Genomic DNA, 23,785 nt, shown 5'->3' with positions numbered 1-23,785 from the left:
ATTCTTAACCCTCATCAGAAGCACCCAAAAATTCCTGAACTTCATTTCTTGCGACCATCTAGAGCACCGCGCATGTGAAACTCAGCATCGCCGTTTCGCCACTGGCGAGCGTGCCAAGCGCGATACCCGCACCTGTCAGATTGCCGATGGCGAAGCTGCCGGCGGGTACGCCATTGCCGGTGATCGTCACCGGGTTGCCGGGCTGGCAATCCAGGCCCGCCGCCGGGGTGTCGCGCACCAGCGCTCCTGTGACCTCATTGGGGCCGTTGTTGGTGACGCGGATCTCGTACGTGGTGGTCGCACCGCTGACCACCGTGTCGCCGGCCTGGTCGACCTCTCCGTTGACGCCCGGCGTATTGGTCTTGGTGATCTCCAGGTCGGACGCCGGCACCAGTTCCACGGCGTAGTCCTCGACTTCGCCGTCGGTTCCGCCAGCGGTTGCGGCGACGCCGGCCACACTCGACCAGCGGAATCGCGCGAAGGTCTGGTTGGAAGGCAGGGCTACGAGCGGTGGCGTCACGCTAAGACTGATGCTGCCGCTGGTACCGGCGGTGAACTGCTGGTCGGTGGCAATCTGCTCACCCGCGTCGTCGAAGTCGCCGTCGACGTTCCAGTCGACCCAGGCGCTGAGGAAGCCGGCGCCGGAAGCGGGCTGGTTGACCGCCACGTCTATCGTCGACGCCTGCCCCTGCGGCAAGGTCGCGGGAATGCTGACCCCGTCCTCGTCGCCGCCGTCTCCACCAGCGTCGCCGCTGGGCTGACCGTCGGGCTCGATGTCGACTGTGGCACCCAGGAATAGCGGCAGCGGCTGATCTGCAACCCCATCGCTGTTGCTATCGACCCGATTCAACCGCGTGTTCGCTGCGCCCCCCGAAGCCAGCAGGGTCCGGTAGCCGAGATCCGGCGCATCTCCGAAATCGGCGCACATCGGACCGACGAAAAGATAGTAGGGATCGTTGTAGGTCGATCCGTTCGGAGCCACGTAGTACTCGACAGCGACCCAGTTTGTCCCCTCTTGCCCGCTCGTCTGGGCTCTCCAGACCGTATCCAGCACATTGGACTGAGCGGAAGAGTGCCCGAACACGAGGTGGGTCGAGTTGTCGCCGAGAAACCGATAGCCCGAGGTCGATGCCGAGGCCGACACATCGGTGTTGTAGACGACGCCGTCGCCGCGCAGCAATCGCCCATCAAGCGACGTATCGCTGGCGACATGAACCTGCTCGTCAGCAACCAGACCAATGTTCGGGCCGCCTACATGCGTGGAACGACTGGAATTGTTCGAAGCCGAAGCGACAGCGATCCGCAGCGGCTCCGAGAAGTCGTAGCGTAGCGTGTGTCCCGCAGTCGAGCTGTTCCCGGTGCGCCCGGCGATCAGATCCCCGTTCGGATTCGCACTGATGGATAGTGCAAGGTCGATGGTTCCGGGATTGGGACTGTTTGGTGCGGGACCGGAGGTGATATCGACAGTGATGAAGCCGTCACCGGCGCTATTGAGCAGCGGCGTGACCCAAGTCACCGTGCCTCCGCCGTTGAGCGTGGACACCTGGGCCGGAGTCAGATCACCGACCGGCAGGGCGACGAAACCGTTTCGACCGTTGTTGGTCACCCTCCCCGTCGCGCAGTCGAAGACGGTGGTTTGCGCCCACGCCGTTCCCGATAGCGCCACGGTGCAGACCGACGCCAGTGCAATACGGCGCACCATGCCGCGCCGATGCCTCATCACATAGGTGCCGGGCCTTGAAGCCTTCCTACCCCAAGCCCCGGTCCTGCTGAATCTTAACGAGTGGAGAGGAACTTCCCTTTCCCTTTCCACTCCTGGCCGCCTCACGGCGGTCTCGGACCTGGCCTTCCTGGCCCAATCCGTTGTGGCGAGCCCCGGCTGGGGTGTCCAGCGGCTCGCCAGGCCCATGCGCGGAACAGGGAATCCACGCATGCCCGGGCTCCTTCGAGAGCTGCAGATCCGTCTTTCGCTGGCGCCGATCACGAATGACCTGTCGCCCATGGACGGGTTGTGAGCCCCCTTGATCCGAACATCGGTCAACGCGGACGCGTCCGGCAATGTCCGCCGTATCTCCACGAGATCTCTTCTCTTTTGTTTTGTAGCCTTGTTCACGCATTTACCCAATCAATCGCGACACCCGGAGGCCTCATCAGTAGCGGCCCACGATGTTCAGGAACCAGCCGCGGTGGTCGTAGTCGAAGTCGGTCAGGTCGTCGCTGAAGTCGGTGAAGTTGTAGCCGGCGCCGATGCGGAAGTTGCGGCCGATGTCGCGGTCGATACCGACCAGGAAGCCCTGCCGGTCGCCGCCGTCCTTCACCCCCAGCCAGCGGTACTCGGCCAGCAGGTTCCAGTCGTCGGTGATGCCGTAGCGCGCCTGCGCCGCGGCGAAGGTCGCCGCCGAATCCGCCCATGCGCCGGTCTGCCGCCCCTGTCGCACCTCGCCTTCGCGCCGCGCCAGCTTGGCCGCTAACTCCCAGTCGTGCGACGGGTGATAGACGCCCTCCAGTGCCAGCACCTGGCTACGCTGGTCGTAGAACGCCACGCTCTCGTCCTGCGGCAGGCTGGAGACGTCGTACAGGTAGGTGTAGCGGCCCAGCAGGGCATAGCGGGTACTGTTCCACGGACGCCAGGCGAAGCCAAAGTTGCCCTCGACGAACTTGGCGCCGGCCTGCGGGTTCAGCTCGTCGTCGGTATCCGACCAGTTCAGGCGCGCGGCGACGCGGAAGCTCTCGTTGAACTTGTGGGTCAGATGGTTGGTCGTCACCCACTGCTCGCGCCGCTCGGCACCGGTGTCGCGGCGCCATTCCAGCTTGCTCTGCCACTGGGTGTCGGCCGAGGTGCGGCCGCCGTTGAGGCTGACCGCGCGCCGGTCGATCGCGCCCAGCACCGACTCCAGGTCCGCCTCCTGCAGGGTGAAGCCCATGTTCCAGCCCAGCGCCGGATAGAAGTCCATCCCGAAGGTGTTGGCCAGGCCCGACTCGCGCGGTGTCTTCAGATACTGGCTCTCGTTGAACAGGTTGACTTGGTTCGACAACCGCCAGCGCTGGCCCAGCGTCCAGCCATCCTGGCTGCGGCGGCTGAACAGCGGGTCGAACGGACTGTCGTCGGTCGAGACCGCGTAGTTCGCGTACAGCGTGTGGTCCGGGTTCAGCCGGTACTCGGCACTGACCAGGGCCGCGTCGCCGCGGTCGCCATGGGTGAGCTCGGCGCCGACGCTGGAGCGGTCGCCGAACAGGTATTTCGCGCCCAGGGTGTAGGCATCGTTGTCGCGGTAGCGGCCGTCGTCGTCGTCCAGGGTGAACTGCGCGGTGCCGTAGACGTCCAGCGACGTGCCGAAGCGGTGCTTGTACTGCAAGGCCGCCAGGGTGCCGGCCGCGTCGCCGCCTACGCGCGCCTCCTGCACCCGCCGCAATTCGGCGCTGAAGGTGCTGAAATCGTTGATCCGCCATTCGCCGGTCAACTGCGACTGGGTCAGCGACTCCCGGCCCCGCTCGGCGCGACTGTAGCGGCCGTAGACGTTGAGGTTGGGCGCGAACTGGCCCAGCACCTCGGCACCGTGCTCCTCGACCTCCTGGCCGTTGTCGAAACGGGCGATCGAGTAGCCGGCATCGACCTTGCGCCACCAGGCGCCGGCCGACCAGTCCAGCTCGGTCCAGCCCAGCTCCTTGAAGTTGGCCCGCGCCTCCACCGCGCTGGCCGCGCCCTCGCGACGCTCGCCCAGGCCGTTGAGCTGGCTGAAGCCCAGACCGCCGTTGTCGGAGAAGAACACCGGTGCGCTGGTCGCCTCGGTCTGGCTGTGCTCCAGTTTGAGATAGGTGCCACGACCCGCCTGCAGGGTCAGGTCCGCCCCCATCAGGGTGTAGTCCTCGCCGGCCCGGTTCTCGTCGACATAGGTCAGGCCCAGGCCGACGTGGTCGCCGAACCAGTGCTTGCCGCGCAGGCCCGCGGTGACCTCGTCGGGGTTGAAGCCGGTCGGGATGTACTCGTAGTCGACCAGCAGCACCTGGATCAGGCCGTCCAGCGGTGTGTCGCGGGTCAGCCGGCGCAGGTTGTCGCGGGTAACGATCGACAGGGTGTCGGCCAGGATCACCCGGCCCTGCAGGTCGTCGATCTGGTAGTCGGCGCCGGGCTGCAGCTCGATCCGGTCCTCGACCCGACCGGTGGTCGGATCGCGTACCTCGATCGCCAGCCGCTCCGAACCGGGCAGGATGTCGGTGTGCTTGAGGTAGTACAGGCTGCCGCCGGTGCCGAGGAACTCGCTGTGTCCGGGCGCGGTCTGCGCCTCGGAGGCGAACGCCTTCAGCGTGCTGCCCGGGTCGCCCCAGGCGTTCGCGCGCCGGCTGCGCCAGTTCAGCGCCGCACCGTACAGCGCACGTGAGTACTGGCCGTACTCGGTGCCGGTGATGCCGGTCTGGAAGTTGCCCCACAGCGCCTGGCTCTTGTCCCAGTCGACCCGCACGTACAGCCGGCCCTGGGTGTCGACATCGCGGTAGGTGGTCGAGTCGTCGCCGTAGACCGGGTAGTAGGCATCCGGGTCCAGACGCCGGAACACGTCCTGCGGGTCGGCGTCCCAGAAGCCATCGAACAGCTCGCTGACTTCGCGCTCGCGGGTGTCGGCCTGGGCGGTGACCAGATACTTGCCCTTGATCTTGCCCTTCAGATAGAACGCCAGCCGGCCTTCGACGATCAGGCTGTCGTCGAAGCGCTCGGCGTCGTCGCCCAGCGGTTCGATCGAGCCGGACACGTTGTTGCCGGACACGGTCACATCGGCCAGCGCCACGGCGAACATGTACTTGCCGCTGACATCGACGTCGAGGCGGTGATGGACCGGCTCGGGCTGGCCGCGACCGGCAATCTCGATGTCGAAGCCGTGGCGGCCGACCGGCACCAGGTACTCGGCGACCAGCTTGCGCTCCAGATCGACCGGATGCGACTGGCCGTTGATCCTGACCTGGGTGTTCTCCGGCAGGTTGCGGCCCTGGATACGGATGCGCGAACCGTGGATCGGGATGTTCTGCTGGCGCAGGCTGTTGCGGCCGAACACGCTGTCGATCTGGCCGCGCTGCTCGGCGTCCTCGACGCTGAAGGCTTGCGAATGCTCGCGCTCGACCGCGTTGCGGACCGCCTGCGCGCCGCGCTCGGCCTCCTCCGGCGTCACCAGTTGCAGACGGCTGGGATAAGTCTCGTCGAAGCTGCCGCCCTCGCCGTAGGCGCGGACGATATAGACCAGCTCGTCGCCGGCACGCGCCTCGTAGCCGGCCGGTAGCGCACCGTCCCACTCGGCCTCGGCGATCGCCGCGACCGGCAGCTCGACCGTGGCCACCGGATCGACCAGATCGACATCGCTGGCCCGGTAGACCAGGACCTCGGCGCTGTCGATGAAGGCCGAATGGTTGGCATAGGCCCGGAACCGCACCGGCTTGGTGACGCGGTTGCCGTCGAAGGGCACCAGCGACGGCGCCGACACGCTCATCGACGCCGTACCCAGGTCTGGATCCTCGGTCGCCCAGATCACCCCGCCACCGGGCAGGTCCACCGACCACTTGCCGATCGCCACCGCCTGGCCGGGCTGGAGCTTCTCGCTCCATTCCGAACGCTGGTGTTCAGCGCGCACCTCGACCCGCCGGTCGGGCTGCAGCGTCTCGGACGACGAAGCCTCGGTGACGTTACGGGTGACCGGTTGCTTCTCGCCCCTGGAACGGATCGTGAATACCACCGGCCCTTCGGCAGGCGCGCCTTCGGCGGCCGCCTCGCCGGCGCCCCCGGACACCGGGTCCTGGGCGCTCGACGAGAGCGGATAGCCGGCGGCGAGGATGCTGAGCAGCGCGTAATCGAGCAGCTTCATCTTCATGGTCATTGCTCCCCCTGAACTTCGTTGCCGCTGACAGGGGACCGGGTGCTCCCTTCAACCTCGATGCGCAGCTTCTTCCTCACCTCCGGATCCAGCTTTCCGGCGACCTCGTCGAGCACCGCACGCGCACGACGCAGGCCCAGGTCCAGGTTGTACTCATCCGATGCGCGCAGGTCGGTGTGCCCGGTGATGGCGATCCGGGTCGTTCCGATCTCGCCGATCACCTTGGCCACCCGTTCCAGCAACGGCTTGTACTGAGGCTTGATCGTGGCCTTGTCGGTGTCGAACAGGACCGTGCCCAGCAATGGCCAATCCTGGAACCCGACCACCATCGTCTGCGAGCCGATCGCTTCGGTGTAGACACCGATGCGCACATTGCGCAGCTCCTCGGCGCTGAGCTTGGCCTCCAGCGCCTGGCGCACCGCGATCGCACGCTCCAGGGCCAACAGCTCGGTGTCGCCGTCGGCGATGATGTCCACCTCGCCCTTGCCGTACTGGTGAACCTTGTCCGCCATCTCCTCGATCGCGGGCAGGTACTGGCTGTCGATCTCGGCGCTGCCGGCGCGGAAGAACACCTCGCCGATCTTCATCTCGACCTCTTGTCGGCCACCCTCCACCACCCCGTTGGGCAGCTTGACGCCGAAGTCGAAGCGCACCGGCAGGCCCGGGGTGATCCGCCGCAACAGCGGGTTGTCGGTGGTGAAGACGCTGCCCGGCGGCAGGGTCGCCGGATCGACCTTGAGGATGAAGTTGCGTCCGCGCTCCCAGCGGCCGCCGTCGATGCCGACCACGTGATAACGGCCGAACTGGTCGGTCTCCATCAACAGGCCTTCCACCGAAGCGATGCGCACGCCCGGGATGCCGCGCTCGTCCACGCCCTCGTTGGAGATCACGTAGTCGACGCGGTAGCCGTCGGCGGCCTGGGCGACGCGGCGCTCGACCGTCGGCGCGGCCGCGGTCAGGCCCTTGCCGGCATCGCCCTGGCTGCGGTCGACGGTGGTGTTGCCGGCCGCATCCATCCGCACGCTCACGCCCTGCTTCGTGGTCAGCACGAAGTCGTCGGTGAACTCGAGCGCACTCAGGGTCTGGCTGACCACCACACGGTGCGCCTCGACCGGATCGGCGTCGGACTGGCGTCCGTCGATCCCGCCGATCGCGATGCCATGCAGCAGCGGCGCACTGGCGTCGGGCTCGGGCCGCGGGCCGTCGCCACGATCCAGCGTGGTCGAGCCGGCCACGTAGGCGCCCGGCACGAAACCGCCCTGCACCCGGACCTCGTCCATCGCGGCGCTGTCCTGCCAACCGTCTTCGTCGCGGTCGTCGAACACCGTACCCATGATCAGCGAGTCGTCGACCAGCGGATCGGAGACCATCTGCACATCGGCGGTGGCGATGTTGGAGATCCGCTCGCCGTCGTCGCGCACCTCGGCGGTGTTGGTGTGCACGCCCGGGCGCACGCCGGCACCGACCCGCAACAGGTAGCTGATGGTCGCGCGTTGGCCGACACCGATGTCGATCTGGTCGACGCTGATCGGGTAGGTCCCGACCAGGCGGCCGACGCCGTCGTCATCGGCCACCTGCAGCGAGCCATCGACATAGCTGAAGCCGGCCGGCGGAGTATCGACCAGGGTCGCGTCGACCACTGCCACCTGACCGATGTTCTCGGCCACCAGGGTGTAGCGGACCAGGTCGCCGATCTTGACGTCGCGCGGGTTGGCCTGCTTGGTCAGGCGCACCTGGGCCGGCTCCACGCGGTGCTCGGTCGAACAGGTCTCGCATTCCGGATCCGGATCGCCGCCACCGTCGCCGGTCACGTTGTTGCCGATCGAACCGCTGGCATCGGCATCCACGGTCGCGGTGTAGCTGACCGTGTAGACACCGGGCGCGGTACCGGCCGGCAGGGTGCAGACCAGCGGAGAGGCCGCGTTGCAGGCGAACGCGCCGGCGTCGGTCACCGCGCCGAAGGTCTGCCCGCCCGACAGGGTGTCGGTCAGCGTGTAGGCGGCCGTCAGCGGCGCATCCTCCACCGTCGTGGTCAGGGTGTAGGTGATCGTCTGGCCCAGGCTGACGGTCGTGCCGGTCTCCGGATCGGAGGCCTTGCTCGTGGCGATCGCCGGCAATGCCACCGGATGCGCAGTCTCGCAGTTCGCGCACTCCGGATCCGGATCGCCGCCGCCGTCTCCGACCACGACGTTGCCGACCTCGCCGGTGGCGTCCATGTCGATCGTCGCGGTGTAGCTCAGCGCATAGCTGCCCGGCGCGGTGCCGGCCGGCAGCGTGCACACCAGCGGCTGGCTGCCGCTGCAGGCGAACGCACCGGCATTGGTGACCGCACCGAAGGTCTGGTCGCCGCTGAGGGTGTCGCTCAGGACGTAGTCCATCATCAGCGCCGCGGTCTCGACCGTGGTGGTCAGGGTGTAGGTCACCGTCTGGCCGGGCTGGATCATCGATCCGGTCGCCGGGTCGGAGCTCTTCACCGTGCTGATCACCGGCAGCGCCACCGGGTGCCCGGTCGTGCAGGTCGTGCACTCCGGGTCCGGATCGCCGCCGCCGTTGCCGGCCACGCTATTGCCGACCGTACCCGAGGCATCGGCGTCCACCGTCGCCGTGTAGGTCACCTCATACGTGCCCGGCGCGGTACCGGCAGGCAGCGTGCACGCCAGCGGATTGCCCGCCGTGCAGGTGTACGCGCCCGCATCGGTCACCGACCCGAACGTCTGGTCGCCCGACAGGGTATCCGTCAGCGTGTAGTCCGCCGCCAGCGCCGCGTTGGCGACGGTGGTGGTCAGTATGTAGGTGATCGTGTCGCCCGGATTCACCGTCGTGCCGGTGGCCGGATCGGAGGCCTTGGCGGTGCTGATCACCGGCGGCGTCGCCGTCACCGTCGCGCTGTCCGGCGGACTGGTGGTCGGGGTACCGGTCGGGTCGGTGCCGTCGACGGTCGCGGTATTGCTGATCGAACCGGCATCGATATCGGCCTGGGTCACCACATAGCTGCCCGTGCAGACCGTCGTCGCGCCCGGCGCCAGCGTGGTCACCGGACAGGTGATCGCCGGCGGCGTCCCGGTACCGCTGAACGCGGTCTCGGTGATCGTCAGATTATCGATGGTGACGTTGCCGGTGTTCTCGACATCGAAGGTATAGGTCACCGTCTCACCGGCCACCGCCACCGTCGTCGGCGTCGCCGCCTTGACCAGGGTCAGGGCAGGCGTCTGCGGCACCGGGGTCACGATCGTCGTCGTGCACGCCGCGTCGGTGCTGCCGACCGGACACACCGGGCTGGTCGAGGTCGCGGTATTGCTGATGTTGCCCGCATCGGCGTCCGCCTGGATCACCACATAGGTGCCCGACAGCACGCAGGTCGCTCCCGGCGCCACCGTGGCGCAGGTGATCGTGTTCGGCGTGATCCGGCTGTCGTTCACCACCACGTCGGTCAACGTCGTGTTGCCGGTATTGGTCACCGTCACCGTGTAGGTCAGCGTGTCGTTCACGCTCACCGTCCCACTGCCGTCCTCGTCGGCATTGCCGGTCAGTTCCTTCAGCAGGGTCTGGGCCGGCTGCGCGTCCACCGTCACCGTCGCGCTGTCCGGCGGACTGGTGGTGGTGCCTCCGGTCGGGTCGGTGCCGTCCGCGGTCGCGGTGTTGGTCACCGAACCGGCATCGATGTCGGCCTGGGTCACCGTGTAGGTGCCCGTGCAGACGGTGGTCTCGCCCGGCGCCAGCGTGGTCACCGGACAGGTGACGACCGGCGCGGTCCCGGTACCGCTGAACGCGGTCTCGGTGATCGTCAGGTTGTCGATGGTGACGTTGCCGGTGTTCTCGACATCGAAGCTGTAGGTCACCGTCTCACCGGCCGCGGCCACCGTCGTCGGGCTGGCCGACTTGGCCAGCGTCAGCGCCGGAGCAGGTGTCGCCGTGACAGTCGCGCTGTCCGGCGGACTGGTGGTGGTGCCTCCGGTCGGATCGGTGCCGTCTGCGGTCGCGGTGTTGGTCACCGTGCCGGCATCGATATCGGCCTGGGTCACCACATAGCTGCCCGTGCAGACGGTGGTCTCGCCCGGTGCCAAGGTGGTCACCGGACAGGTGATCGCCGGCGGCGTCCCGGTACCGCTGAACGCGGTCTCGGTGATCGTCAGGTTGTCGATCGTCACGTTACCGCTGTTGGTGACATCGAAGCTGTAGGTCACCGTCTCGCCGGTCGCCGCCACCGTCGTCGGCGACACGGTCTTGGTCAGGGTCAGCGCCGGGGCCGAAGCGATCGGCGTGCTGGTGCTGTCCGGCGGGCTAACCACCGGGGTGCCGGTCGGATCATCGCCGGTCGCGGTGGCGGTGTTGTCCACCGTTCCCGCATCGACCTCGGCCTGGGTGATCGTATGCACGCCGATACAGGTCGCCACCGCGCCCGGGGCCAGCGTAGTCACGTCGCAGGTCGCTGCCGCATCCAGCTGGGCGTCGTCGATCGCGATGCCATCCACCGTCACATTGCCGGTGTTGGTCACCGTGAAGGTGTAGGTGATCGTGTCGCCGGCCGTGTTACCGGTCGGGGTGCCAGCGGTCTTGACGATGTCCAGCGCCGGGGTCGAAGCGATCGGCGTGCTGGTGCTGTCCGGCGGGCTCACCACCGGGGTGCCGGTCGGATCATTGCCGGTCGCGGTGGCGGTGTTGTCCACCATTCCCGCATCGACCTCGGCCTGGGTGATCGTATGCACGCCGGTACAGGTCGCCACCGCGCCCGGGGCCAGCGTGGTCACGTCGCAGGTCGCCGCCGCATCCAGCTGGGCGTCGTCGATCGCGATGCCGTCTACCGTCACATTGCCGGTGTTGGTCACCGTGAAGGTGTAGGTGATCGTGTCGCCGGCCGTGTTACCGGTCGGGGTGCCAGCGGTCTTGGCGATCGCCAGTGCTGGAGTCGGCGTCGCCGTCACCGTCGCGCTGTCCGGCGGACTGGTGGTCGGGGTACCGGTCGGGTCGGTGCCGTTGGCGGTCGCGGTATTGGTCACCGAACCGGCATCGATATCGGCCTGGGTCACCACATAGGTGCCCGTGCAGACCGTCGTCGCGCCCGGTGCCAACGTGGTCACCGGACAGGTGATCACCGGCGGCGTCCCGGTACCGCTGAACGCGGTCTCGGTGATCACCAGGTTGTCGATGGTGACGTTGCCGGTGTTCTCGACATCGAAGCTGTAGGTCACCGTCTCGCCGGCCGCGGCCACCGAGGTCGGCGACGCGGTCTTGGTCAGGGTCAACGCCGGGGTCGGCGTCGCCGTCACCGTCGCGCTGTCCGGCGGGCTGGTGGTCGGTGTGCCGCTCGGATCGGTGCCGTCCGCGGTCGCGGTGTTGGTCACCGAACCGGCATCGATATCGGCCTGGGTCACCGTGTAGGTGCCCGTGCAGACCGTCGTCTCGCCCGGCGCCAGTGTGGTCACCGGACAGGTGATCGCCGGCGGCGTCCCGGCACCGCTGAACGCGGTCTCGGTGATCGTCAGGTTGTCGATCGTCACGTTACCGCTGTTGGTGACATCGAAGCTGTAGGTCACCGTCTCGCCGGTCGCCGCCACCATCGTCGGGCTGGCCGACTTGGCCAGCGTCAGCGCCGGAGCAGGTGTCGCCGTGACAGTCGCGCTGTCCGGCGGACTGGTGGTGGTGCCTCCGGTCGGATCGGTGCCGTCTGCGGTCGCGGTGTTGGTCACCGAACCGGCGTCGATGTCGGCCTGGGTCACCACATAGGTGCCCGTGCAGACCGTCGTCGCGCCAGGTGCCAGTGTGGTCACCGGACAGGTGATCGCCGGCGGCGTCCCGGTACCGCTGAACGCGGTCTCGGTGATCGTCAGGTTGTCGATCGTCACGTTACCGCTGTTGGTGACATCAAAGCTGTAGGTCACCGTCTCGCCGGCCGCCGCTACCGTCGTCGGCGACGCGGTCTTGGTCAGGGTCAACGCCGGGGTCGGCGTGGCCGTCACCGTCGCGCTGTCCGGCGGACTGGTAGTGGTGCCTCCGGTCGGATCGGTGCCGTCGGCCGTGGCGGTATTGCTGATCGAACCGGCATCGATGTCGGCCTGGGTCACCGCATAGGTGCCCGTGCAGACCGTCGTCGCGCCCGGCGCCAGTGTGGTCACCGGACAGGTGATCGCCGGCGGTGTCCCGGTACCGCTGAATGCGGTCTCGGTGATCGTCAGGCTATCGATGGTGACGTTGCCGGTGTTCTGCACGTCGAAGCTGTAGGTCACCGTCTCGCCGGCCGCCGCCACCGAGGTCGGCGACGCGGTCTTGGTCAGGGTCAACGCCGGGGTCGGCGTGGCCGTCACCGTCGCGCTGTCCGGCGGACTGGTGGTCGGTGTGCCGCTCGGATCGGTGCCGTCCGCGGTCGCGGTGTTGGTCACCGAACCGGCATCGATGTCGGACTGGGTCACCACATAGCTGCCCGTGCAGACCGTCGTCTCGCCCGGCGCCAGTGTGGTCACCGGACAGGTGATCGCCGGCTCGGCACCCGTTCCGCTGAACGCGGTCTCGGTGATCGTCAGGTTGTCGATGGTGACGTTGCCGGTGTTCTCGACATCGAAGCTGTAGGTCACCGTCTCACCGGCCGCGGCCACCGTCGTCGGCGACACGGTCTTGGTCAGGGTCAGCGCCGGGGCCGAAACGATCGGCGTGCTGGTGCTGTCCGGCGGGCTCACCACCGGGGTGCCGGTCGGATCATCGCCGGTCGCGGTGGCGGTGTTGTCCACCGTTCCCGCATCGACCTCGGCCTGGGTGATCGTATGCACGCCGCTGCAGGTCGCCACCGCGCCCGGGGCCAGCGTGGTCACGTCGCAGGTCGCCGCCGCATCCAGCTGGGCGTCGTCGATCGCGATGCCGTCCACCGTCACATTGCCGGTGTTGGTCACCGTGAAGGTGTAGGTGATCGTGTCGCCGGCCGTGTTACCGGTCGGGGTGCCAGCGGTCTTGACGACGTCCAGCGCCGGCGCCGAAGCGATCGGCGTGCTGGTGCTGTCCGGCGGGCTGACCACCGGGGTGCCGGTCGGATCATCGCCGGTCGCGGTGGCGGTGTTGTCCACCGTTCCGGCATCGACCTCGGCCTGGGTGATCGTATGCACGCCGGTACAGGTCGCCACCGCGCCCGGAGCCAGCGTGGTCACGTCGCAGGTCGCTGCCGCATCCAGCTGGGCGTCGTCGATCGCGATGCCGTCCACCGTCACATTGCCGGTGTTGGTCACCGTGAAGGTGTAGGTGATCGTGTCACCGGCCGTGTTACCGGTCGGGGTGCCAGCGGTCTTGACGACGTCCAGCGCCGGGGTCGGCGTAGCCGTCACCGTCGCGCTGTCCGGCGGACTGGTGGTGGTGCCTCCGGTCGGATCGGTGCCGTCGGCCGTGGCGGTATTGCTGATCGAACCGGCATCGATGTCGGCCTGGGTCACCGTATAGCTGCCCGTGCAGACGGTGGTCTCACCCGGTGCCAGCGTGGTCACCGGACAGGTCACGACCGGCGCGGTGCCCGTGCCGCTGAACGCAGTCTCGGTGATCGTCAGGTTATCGATGGTGACGTTGCCGGTGTTCTCGACATCGAAGCTGTAGGTCACCGTCTCACCGGCCGCGGCCACCGTCGTCGGGCTGGCCGACTTGGCCAGCGTCAGCGCCGGAGCAGGTGTCGCCGTGACCGTCGCGCTGTCCGGCGGACTGGTGGTCGGTGTGCCGCTCGGATCGGCGCCATCCGCGGTCGCGGTGTTGGTCACCGAACCGGCATCGATGTCGGCCTGGGTCGCCACATAGGTGCCCGTGCAGACGGTGGTCTCGCCCGGTGCCAGCGTGGTCACCGGACAGGTGATCGCCGGCGGCGTCCCGGTACCGCTGAACGCGGTCTCGGTGATCGTCAGATTATCGATGGTGACGTTGCCGGTGTTCTCGACATCGAAGCTGTAGGTCACCGTCTCGCCGGCCGCCGCCACCGTCGTCGGGCTGGCCGACTTGGCCAAGGTCAGCGCCGGAGTCGGCGTCGCCGTGACAGTCGCGCTGTCCGGCGGACTGGTGGTCGGTGTGCCGCTCGGATCGGTGCCATCCGCGGTCGCGGTGTTGGTCACCGAACCCGCATCGATGTCGGCCTGGGTCACCGTGTAGGTGCCCGTGCAGACGGTCGTCTCGCCCGGCGCCAGCGTGGTCACCGGACAGGTGATCGCCGGCTCGGCACCCGTTCCGCTGAACGCGGTCTCGGTGATCGTCAGGTTGTCGATGGTGACGTTGCCGGTGTTCTCGACATCGAAGCTGTAGGTCACCGTCTCACCGGCCGCGGCCACCGTCGTCGGCGACACGGTCTTGGTCAGGGTCAGCGCCGGGGCCGAAACGATCGGCGTGCTGGTGCTGTCCGGCGGGCTAACCACCGGGGTGCCGGTCGGATCATCGCCGGTCGCGGTGGCGGTGTTGTCCACCGTTCCCGCATCGACCTCGGCCTGGGTGATCGTATGCACGCCGCTGCAGGTCGCCACCGCGCCCGGGGCCAGCGTGGTCACGTCGCAGGTCGCCGCCGCATCCAGCTGGGCGTCGTCGATCGCGATGCCGTCCACCGTCACATTGCCGGTGTTGGTCACCGTGAAGGTGTAGGTGATCGTGTCGCCGGCCGTGTTACCGGTCGGGGTGCCAGCGGTCTTGGCGACGTCCAGCGCCGGCGTCGAAGCGATCGGCGTGCTGGTGCTGTCCGGCGGGCTAACCACCGGGGTGCCGGTCGGATCATCGCCGGTCGCGGTGGCGGTGTTGTCCACCGTTCCCGCATCGACCTCGGCCTGGGTGATCGTATGCACGCCGCTGCAGGTCGCCACCGCGCCCGGGGCCAGCGTAGTCACGTCGCAGGTCGCTGCCGCATCCAGCTGGGCGTCGTCGATCGCGATGCCATCCACCGTCACATTGCCGGTGTTGGTCACCGTGAAGGTGTAGGTGATCGTGTCGCCGGCCGTGTTACCGGTCGGGGTGCCGGCGGTCTTGACGACGTCCAGCGCCGGAGCCGAAGCGATCGGCGTGCTGGTGCTGTCCGGCGGGCTCACCACCGGGGTGCCGGTCGGATCATTGCCGGTCGCGGTGGCGGTGTTGTCCACCATTCCCGCATCGACCTCGGCCTGGGTGATCGTATGCACGCCGGTACAGGTCGCCACCGCGCCCGGGGCCAGCGTGGTCGCGTCACAGGTCGCCGCCGCATCCAGCTGGGCGTCGTCGATCGCGATGCCGTCCACCGTCACATTGCCGGTGTTGGTCACCGTGAAGGTGTAGGTGATCGTGTCGCCGGCCGTGTTACCGGTCGGGGTGCCAGCGGTCTTGACGACGTCCAGCGCCGGGGTCGGCGTGGCCGTCACCGTCGCGCTGTCCGGCGGACTGGTGGTGGTGCCTCCGGTCGGATCGGTGCCGTCGGCGGTCGCGGTATTGGTCACCGAACCGGCATCGATATCGGCCTGGGTCACCACATAGCTGCCCGTGCAGATGGTGGTCTCGCCCGGTGCCAACGTGGTCACCGGACAGGTGATCGCCGGCGCGGTGCCCGTTCCGCTGAACGCGGTCTCGGTGATCGTCAGATTGTCGATGGTGACGTTGCCGGTGTTCTGCACGTCGAAGCTGTAGGTCACCGTCTCGCCGGCCGCGGCCACCGTGGTCGGGCTGGCCGACTTGGCCAGGGTCAGCGCCGGGGCCAGCGTCGCCGTCACCGTCGCGCTGTCCGGCGGACTGGTGGTCGGGGTACCGGTCGGGTCGGTGCCGTTGGCGGTCGCGGTATTGGTCACCGAACCGGCATCGATATCGGCCTGGGTCACCACATAGGTGCCCGTGCAGACCGTCGTCGCGCCCGGTGCCAACGTGGTCACCGGACAGGTGATCACCGGCGGCGTCCCGGTACCGCTGAACGCGGTCTCGGTGATCACCAGGTTGTCGATGGTGACGTTGCCGGTGTTGGTGACATCGAAGCTGTAGGTCACCGTCTCGCTGGCCGCCGCCACCGAGGTCGGCGACGCGGTCTTGGTCAGGGTCAACTCCGGGGTCTGGTCGGCGGTCACCGTCACGCTGTCCGGCGGGCTGGTGGTGGTGCCGTCGGTTGCGGTCGCGGTGTTGGTGATCGTGCCGGCGTCCAGGTCGTCCTGATCCACCGAATGCATCGCCGTGCAGGTCGTGCTGGCGCCCGGCGCCAGCGGACCGGTCGCACAGTCGGTCAGCGTCCCCAGGATGTCGTCGTTCACCGTGAACGGGCCGGCCAGGGTCACATTGCCGGCGTTGGTGATCGTGTAGGTGTAGGTGATCACGTCACCAACCGCGGTATAGGTCGCCGTATCGGCCGCCTTGTCGATGGTCAGCGCCGGGGTCTGGTCGGCAGTCACCGTCACGCTGTCCGGCGGGCTGGTGGTGGTGCCGTCGGTTGCGGTCGCGGTGTTGGTGATCGTGCCGGCGTCCAGGTCGTCCTGATCCACCAAATGCATCGCTGTGCAGGTCGTGCTGGCTCCCGGCGCCAGCGGACCGGTCGCACAGTCGGTCAGCGTCCCCAGGATGTCGTCGTTCACCGTGAACGGGCCGGCCATGGTCACGTTGCCGGCGTTGGTGATCGTGTAGGTGTAGGTGATCACGTCACCAACCGCGGCATAGGTCGCCGTATCGGCCTCCTTGGCGATGGTCAACGCCGGGGTCTGGTCGGCAGTCACCGTCACGCTGTCCGGCGGGCTGGTGGTGGTGCCGTCGGTCGCGGTCGCGGTGTTGGTGATCGTGCCGGCGTCCAGGTCATCCTGGTCCACCGAATGCATCGCCGTGCAGGTCGTCGTCTCCGTCGGCGCCAGCGGACCGGTCGCACAGTCGGTCAGCGTCCCCAGGATGTCGTCGTTCACCGTGAACGGGCCGGCCAGGGTCACATTGCCGGCGTTGGTGATCGTGTAGGTGTAGGTGATCACGTCACCAACCGCGGCATAGGTCGCCGTATCGGCTACCTTGGCGATGGTCAACGCCGGGGTCTGGTCGGCAGTCACCGTCACACTGTCCGGCGGGCTGGTGGTGGCATCGCCGTCCGGATCGGTACCGTCCGCGGTCGCGGTATTGGTCACCGAACCGGCATCGATGTCGGCCTGGGTCACCGTATAGGTGCCCGTGCAGACGGTGGTCGCGCCCGGCGCCAGTGTGGTCACCGGACAGGTGATCGCCGGCGGCGTCCCGGTACCGCTGAACGCGGTCTCGGTGATCGTCAGGTTGTCGATGGTGACGTTGCCAGTGTTCTCGACATCGAAGCTGTAGGTCACCGTCTCGCCGGCCGCCGCCACCGAGGTCGGCGACGCGGTCTTGGCCAGCAGCAGCGCCGGCGCCGGGGCGTCGATCGGCGTGGTCGTGCTGTCGGTATCCGGCGGCAGCGCATTGCCGTCCGGGTCCTCGCCGTCCAAGGTCGCGGTGTTGATCAGGTCGGCGCCTTCGTCGCCGGCCTGCACCGTATAGACCTCCGGGCCGCAGCTCTGGACATCACCAACCGGCAGGCTCGCGAACGTGCACACCAGGCCCGGCAGCAGCGGATCGGTCACCACCACGTTCTGCAGCGGCACATTGCCCGTGTTCTCCACCGTGAACGTGTAGGCGATGGTGTCGCCCTCATCGGTCAGGCCCGAACCGTTCACATCGGTCGGGGTGCCGGCCGTCTTGGTCAGCGTGAACGCCGGCGCCGCCTGGAACGTATTGGTAATGCTGCAGGTCGCGGTTTCGCCGTTGGCCAGGGTGATCTGGTTGCCACCATTGACGGTCGCGCCCGAACAGACCCACGCGGCAGCCGCCAGGTAGTCGGCGGGAGCGCCGGCCTCGCTCAGCGTGTAGGTACCGGCATCGACCGTCGCCGCGGTGACCGTGCCGTCGCCCTCGACACCGCTGATCGGGGTCGGGCCGGTGGCGCTCAGAGTCCAGTCGGTATCGACCGCGGTGCCACCACCGGTGTTGTCGACGACTTTCTCCAGGGTCAGCATGGCCGCCTGGTCGTCGTTGGTGATCGTGCAGGTCGCCGTCTCGCCATTGGCCAGGGTCAGCTGGTCGCCCGACAGCGTGCCGGCGTCGCAGCTCCAGGTGCCGGCGGTGTAGCCGGCTAGATTGGTCTCCGACAGCGTGTAGGTGCCGGCATCGACCATCGCCGCGGTGATCGTGGCATCGCCATCGACGCCACTGATCGTGGTCGGACCGGTCGCGCTCAGGGTGAAGTCGGTGTCGACCGCGGTACCGCCATCGTCATTCACCACCGTCTTGGCCAGGGTCAGCGTCGCCGCCTGGTCGTCGTTGGTGATCGTGCAGGTCGCCGTCTCGCCATTGGCCAGGGTCAGCTGGTCGCCCGACAGCGTGCCGGCGTCGCAGGTCCATGCACCGGCCGCGTAGCCGGCCAGATTGACCTCCGAAAGCGTGTAGGTGCCGGCGTCGACGGCCGCCGCGGTGATCGTGGCATCGCCATCGACGCCACTGATCGTGGTCGGACCGGTCGCGCTCAGGGTGAAGTCGGTGTCGACCGCGGTACCGCCATCGTCATTCACCACCGTCTTGGCCAGGGTCAGCGTCGCCGCCTGGTCGTCGTTGGTGATCGTGCAGGTCGCCGTCTCGCCATTGGCCAGGGTCAGCTGGTCGCCCGACAGCGTGCCGGCATCGCAGGTCCACGCGCCGGCGGTGTAGCCGGCCAGATTGGTCTCCGACAGCGTGTAGGTGCCGGCATCGACCATCGCGGCGGTGATCGACGCATCGCCCTCGACGCCACTGATCGTGGTCGGACCGGTCGCGCTCAGGGTGAAATCGGTGTCGACTGCGGTGCCGCCATCGTCGTTCACCACCGTCTTGGCCAGGGTCAGCGTCGCCGGCACCGGGGTGTTGGTGTAGGTACAGGTGGTCGCCGTGGTGCTGTCGCTGATCGTCAGCGTGCGGCCGGTCGCACCACTGGCAAGAGTGCTGCCGCCCGAACATTCCACGACCGCGGTATAGCTGGCTGCAGTGGCACCGCCACCGAACGTCTCGTCCGGCAGGGTCACCACATCACCGGCATACACCGTCACCACGGCGCCGGTCGTGTTGGTTGCTGCGGTCGAACTGAACGTGGCGTTGTTGGTGCCGCCGGTCGTCGTCGCGGTCGCGGTATGCCCAGCGGTGCTGCCTGCCGCCCAGACCTTGGCCAGGTTCAACGGCTGGGCAATGCGCGAATTGGTAAATGTACAGGTCACCCCGCTGTCGGCGGGCATGGTGATGGTGCCGCTCAGGCCGCTACCGGAAACCGTCACTGCCGTGCCGTCGGCGGTGCGGACGCATGCCAGCGTCACCGCGTAGTTGGCGGCATTGCCGACGGTATAGGCCTCTCCAAGGGTGATGGTGGCGCCGCCAGCAGCTGTAGCAGCAGCATCGGTGGTGGCACCGCCGGCCACGGACGAGCCGCCGGTCGCGCCGTTGCCTCCACCAATCGTCAGGTCCACCGCGTCGTTGGCCAGGGCGTTGACCCAGACCTTGGTCAGGGCGATGCCGTGCTCCACGACATCGGTATCGGTAGCGCTGTTGCAGGGCGGATCGGCGACATTGCAGTTCGGATCCGTCACCCCATTGGGCGGCGCCACCGTCGCGGTATTGCTTGCGGTCTGCGCAAGGGCCGCCGGGGAGAGCACAAAAGCAAGAATCAACAAGGACATGAACAGGCGAACGCGACGGCCCATGCTCACGTCGATCTTCGCCTTGGTGAGGTTCATTGATTGCACTGCTTCCCCCTGTCCTGACGTTGCGTCCCAACTTCCGGTTAAAAATTCCCGCCATTTGCCCGCTCTCCAGGATTTCCCTGGAAAGAAAAGCTCCAGTTCGCGATCAGGACACCTGTCCCCAGCCCCAGGGCGCACGTCGCGTTACTCTCGGCGCCGCATTCGGGTACCCGCGTCCTGCAAGTCATTGACCGCTGTGACGAAGACGCCGCGTTCTCTTGCTCACAGGGATACCCAAAGCAACAGGCGTTGCGGCCGAGTGGAAGGCGCGCGCCATAGCGAGTACTTCGTCACACTATCTATCGCCGTCCGAAACAAACGGCGGACATTCGCGGGGGTACGGAACCAGAGACCGCCGCTGGACAGGGGACGCGCGGGGCCCGATGCGTGCAGCGCCCGCGGACGTTGCATCTGAAATAGATTCGAAAACGTTATTTCGGCCCGTGATCGACAGGCTGCTACTTTTGGTGTATCGGTGAGGAAACGCGTATGCGTTCGCGCACCACCCGCTACCGGAAACACGCATCCCTTCTGACAGGACCGACGCTGAACAGGTGAAAGACTTCGACTCCCAAGCCGACTTCGATTTCGGTCAGGACACGATGGAATCGGTGACCCAGCTGATAGTGGCGGCCGAGAACGGCCACAGTGACGCCTGGGACCGGGTCTACTCATTGCTCTATGGGGAACTGCATCGCGCCGCCCAGATCCAGATCCGGCGGGTATGGAAGCGCGGCGATCGCTCACCCACGTCGCTGATCAACCGCACCTGGTTGCGACTGGATCAGGGAAAGCTGGGACTGAAGAACCGCCAGCACATGATCGCGGTACTCTCCAAGGCGATGCGCTATGCCCTGCTGGACGAGGCTCGCAGACTGCAGGCACTCAAGCGCGAAGACGCCGCCAGCACCAGCGAACTGGACTCGATCAGCGAACCGTCGTTCGACCCGGAACTCGAGCAACTGGTGGAAGTCGGTCGCGCGATCGAGGCCCTGGCCGCGATCGACCCACGCCTGGCGCAACTGGTGGAGATGCGCTACTTCGCCGGAATGAACGATATCGAGATCGGTGAGGTGCTCGACCTGACCGACAGGACCATCCGCCGTGACTGGCGCAAAGCACGCGCTTTTCTCGCGGCCTACATAGGCGGCGCGTCCGATGCATTCGGCGACATACCGGAACAACCTGCACTGTAGTGCCCTCCGCACGGGGGCCGCGACGGAGCAGAAATGAGCGGACTGGCCGCCCGTGCGCTCGCCCTGTTCGACGAGTATGTCGAGTGGTCGCCGGCCAGGCGCAAACGCGCGCTCGCCGAACTCGCCACCCGCGACCCGGCCCTGCACAAGGCCCTGAGCGCCCTGCTGGAATCCGATGCGTCGGACCGGCGCAGCGTGCTGGACAAACCCGCGGCCAACGTCGTTGCCAACAAACAGCAGTCGGCCACACGAGACGGCCGGGACGATGATGCTCCCGACCCGCGTATCGGCACCCGCCTCGGTGCATGGCGCGTCCGGCGTCTGATCGCCAATGGCGGCATGGGCACCGTCTACGAAGCCCATCGCGACGACGCGCAGTACCGGCAACGCGTCGCCCTCAAGTGCATCCGCGCCGAGCTGATATCTCCGGCACTCGTCGATGCACTTCGCGACGAGCGCAACCTGCTCGCACGGCTCGACCATCCCGGCATCGCCACCCTCCTGGACGGTGGAGTGGATGATGGCGGGCATCCCTGGTTCGCGATGCGCTTCGTCGACGGCATCCCGATCGATACCTGGTGCGACGAGCGCCGAATCGGCATATCCGAACGCGTCAGTCTACTGCTCCAGGCCTGCGAGGCCCTGGCCCATGCCCACGCCCAGGGCATCCTGCACCAGGACATCAAGCCGTCGAACCTGCTGGTCACCCCCGAAGGCCGCGTGCAGATGGTGGACTTCGGCATCGCCTCGACCTTCAGCCTCCACGAGACCGACCCGCAGCCCTGCCTGGCGCTGTCCGCGGACTACTGCGCACCGGAAGCCCACGATCGCGGCACCAATGGGCCGGGCTCGGACCTGTACTCGCTGGGCGTGCTCGGCTATCGCTTGCTGTGCGGACAATGGCCGACCCCGCTGCACGGCGTGCGTTCGATCGCCCCGCTCGCCCAGCTGTCGGAACCGCTGCCCATGCCGGCCCTGCTCGACGACGTGCCGGAATCGACCGCATCGGCTCGTGGCCTGCGCACGCGTGCCGCGCTGCGCCGCACGCTCTCCGGCGACCTGTCGGCGATCATGCTCAAGGCAGTGGCGAGCAAGCCACAGGAGCGCTATGCCAGCGTCAACGAATTCGCCGCCGATCTTCGCCGATGGCGCTCACGGCTGCCGATATCGATCCGGGAAGACGAAGGCCTCTACCGACTCGGGAAGTTCCTGCGCCGCAACCTGTTGGTGGTAGCGGTAACGACACTGATGCTTGGCGCGTTGACTGCCGGCGTCGGTATTGCATGGCAGCAGCACAACGCGGCGGTGCGCGAGGCCAATGCCACCATGCTGGTCAACCAGCTGTTCGCCTCGACCCTTGGCACCGCGACCCTGTCCGGACTGGGCAGCACGCCCTTCTCCTCCAGCGAGCTGCTCGAACGGACCGAGCGCGAACTGCGACAACTGCCACTGTCCGAACACCCGGCGGCGCTCGCGCGCGGGCTGGCGACGCTGGCCCGCAGCCATGCCCTGCTCGGCAAGTACCGCCATGCCGCCGAGCTGGCCGACGAAGCACACCGCACGATGGGAGACCTTCCCGACAAAGATGGCTTCATTTCGGCCACACGGATATCGATGCTCAACAATCATGGCGACAACGCGGAAGCAGCCAAGCTTGCCCGTGATAGGCTCCGCGAAATCGAAGGTGAAGACGACGAACAGGGACTGTTGATGCGACTGACCTTCGGTACCGAGCTGGCCAAGGCGCAATGGGGCCTGGGTCAGACCACGGACGCCATCGAGACCATCAACGGACTGGTGGAACAGGCTTCGGCACTGCCGCCCGGACACGATGAGCAGATCGCCGAGCTTCTGATAGCACGGTCCGACCTGTTGAGTCAGATGTGGCGCTATCCGGGGGCGGAAGCCGATGCCAGAAAGGCGATGTCACTTGCAAGGCCGCTCAACCCCGTGCTCTCGGACAATGCCCTGGAGCTTCTTGTAGCGATACTCGGCAGCCAGTACGACCCCGACACCCACAAGTACGCGATGGAACTCAAACAGCGCCGTCAGGCGAGCCTGGGAGCGTCTCACCCACAGACAGCAAAGGCCACCATCTACGCTGCCTGGACCCAGTACCCCAGAGTCGATGCGGACTCGGTGAGACAGGCCCTGGAGCAGATCCGCGTTGCCTATGGAGACGACAATCCCCAGTACGCAGACGCGCTCAGCTCGTCCGCATGGGCGGTTGCCCACGACCGCCGCGAGAGCATCGAATTGGGGCGCCAGTCGCTTTCGATCCAACAGCGCGTCCTTGGCGACAAAGCGGCATGGACGATGATCGCGAAAGCGAATCTCGCCAACTCACTGATCGCCCTCGACAGGGACGAACGCCATCCAGAGGATATCGAGGAGGCCATCCGTCTGTTGTGGGAAACCATCCAGGCAAAACAGAACGCCGGCATTCCAGCGCCTATCGAACGCCAGCTCCTGCTCAAGACGATGGTGAACGAGGGCGACACGTCGAAGCTGTCGCAGGTTGACGCCCTGATTGAGCGGGGCAGACAGGAAACACTGGAATCGACCGGCGATCAGGATGGCGAGGACAGCCTGCGACTGCAGATATTCGACCAGCTCGGCGCCCGTCTGCGATACCTGGCTGGCGAGCGCGAGAAGGCCGATGCCCTGTTCGCCGCCATCATAGAAAAGTACCGCGACCTGCTCGAGCATCCGACGCGAGCGGTTCCCAGCCAGGCGCAGACCACATCCCTCATGATTACTCAGTCGCTCCTCTACCGGGCCCTGTACGCGTTCGAAAGCTGCCACCCCGACCTCGCCAAGGGCTTCCTGCAACAAGGATATGCCTTCAGCCAGAGCACCCTGGGCGATGAGGACAACGCCACCCGGACGATCAAGAGCTATCTCGACAACATGAACGATCACGGGCTCATGGTCGACGATACCGGTGCCCTGTGGATATCCGTCTCCGAGAACCAGGCGGTCAACGAGCGTGCCGCGGCCTGCGGCAATGCCGCCTTCGCCAGCTCCGAAAGCCACTAGG

The 23,785-nt window shown here is 67.2% G+C and carries 5 protein-coding genes; 2 read left to right on the top strand and 3 right to left on the bottom strand.

All coding sequences use genetic code 11. The annotated features are described in order from the left end of the window. Positions 1 to 58 precede the first annotated feature (58 nt). From C9I47_RS05465 to C9I47_RS05455, 3 genes are all read right to left on the bottom strand, one after another. Positions 59 to 1,702, bottom strand: a complete 1,644-nt coding sequence (locus C9I47_RS05465) for a GEVED domain-containing protein (protein WP_190238614.1) — start codon at positions 1,700 to 1,702, stop codon at positions 59 to 61. Positions 1,703 to 2,150: 448 nt separating this feature from the next. Further along, positions 2,151 to 5,852, bottom strand: a complete 3,702-nt coding sequence (locus C9I47_RS05460; protein WP_223250290.1) for a TonB-dependent receptor — start codon at positions 5,850 to 5,852, stop codon at positions 2,151 to 2,153. A gap of 2 nt (positions 5,853 to 5,854) precedes the next feature. Then, complete coding sequence (locus C9I47_RS05455) at positions 5,855 to 19,543, bottom strand: DUF7507 domain-containing protein (protein WP_111265853.1); 13,689 nt, start codon at positions 19,541 to 19,543, stop codon at positions 5,855 to 5,857. A 560-nt stretch (positions 19,544 to 20,103) separates the two neighbouring features. Here C9I47_RS05455 and C9I47_RS05450 point away from each other — a divergent pair. Continuing rightward, positions 20,104 to 20,745: an ECF-type sigma factor gene (locus C9I47_RS05450; RefSeq protein ID WP_111265852.1), complete on the top strand. Its 642-nt coding sequence runs from the start codon at positions 20,104 to 20,106 to the stop codon at positions 20,743 to 20,745. A gap of 33 nt (positions 20,746 to 20,778) precedes the next feature. Further along, entirely contained in the window at positions 20,779 to 23,784 is a 3,006-nt protein-coding gene (locus C9I47_RS05445; protein ID WP_111265851.1) for a serine/threonine-protein kinase, read from the top strand. Position 23,785: the final 1 nt, after the last annotated feature.

This window comes from Marilutibacter maris, assembly GCF_003233695.1.
In the GTDB taxonomy this organism is placed as follows: domain Bacteria; phylum Pseudomonadota; class Gammaproteobacteria; order Xanthomonadales; family Xanthomonadaceae; genus Marilutibacter; species Marilutibacter maris.
Note: the sequence above shows the minus strand (reverse complement) of the source record. Positions and strands in the feature narration are given on the sequence as shown.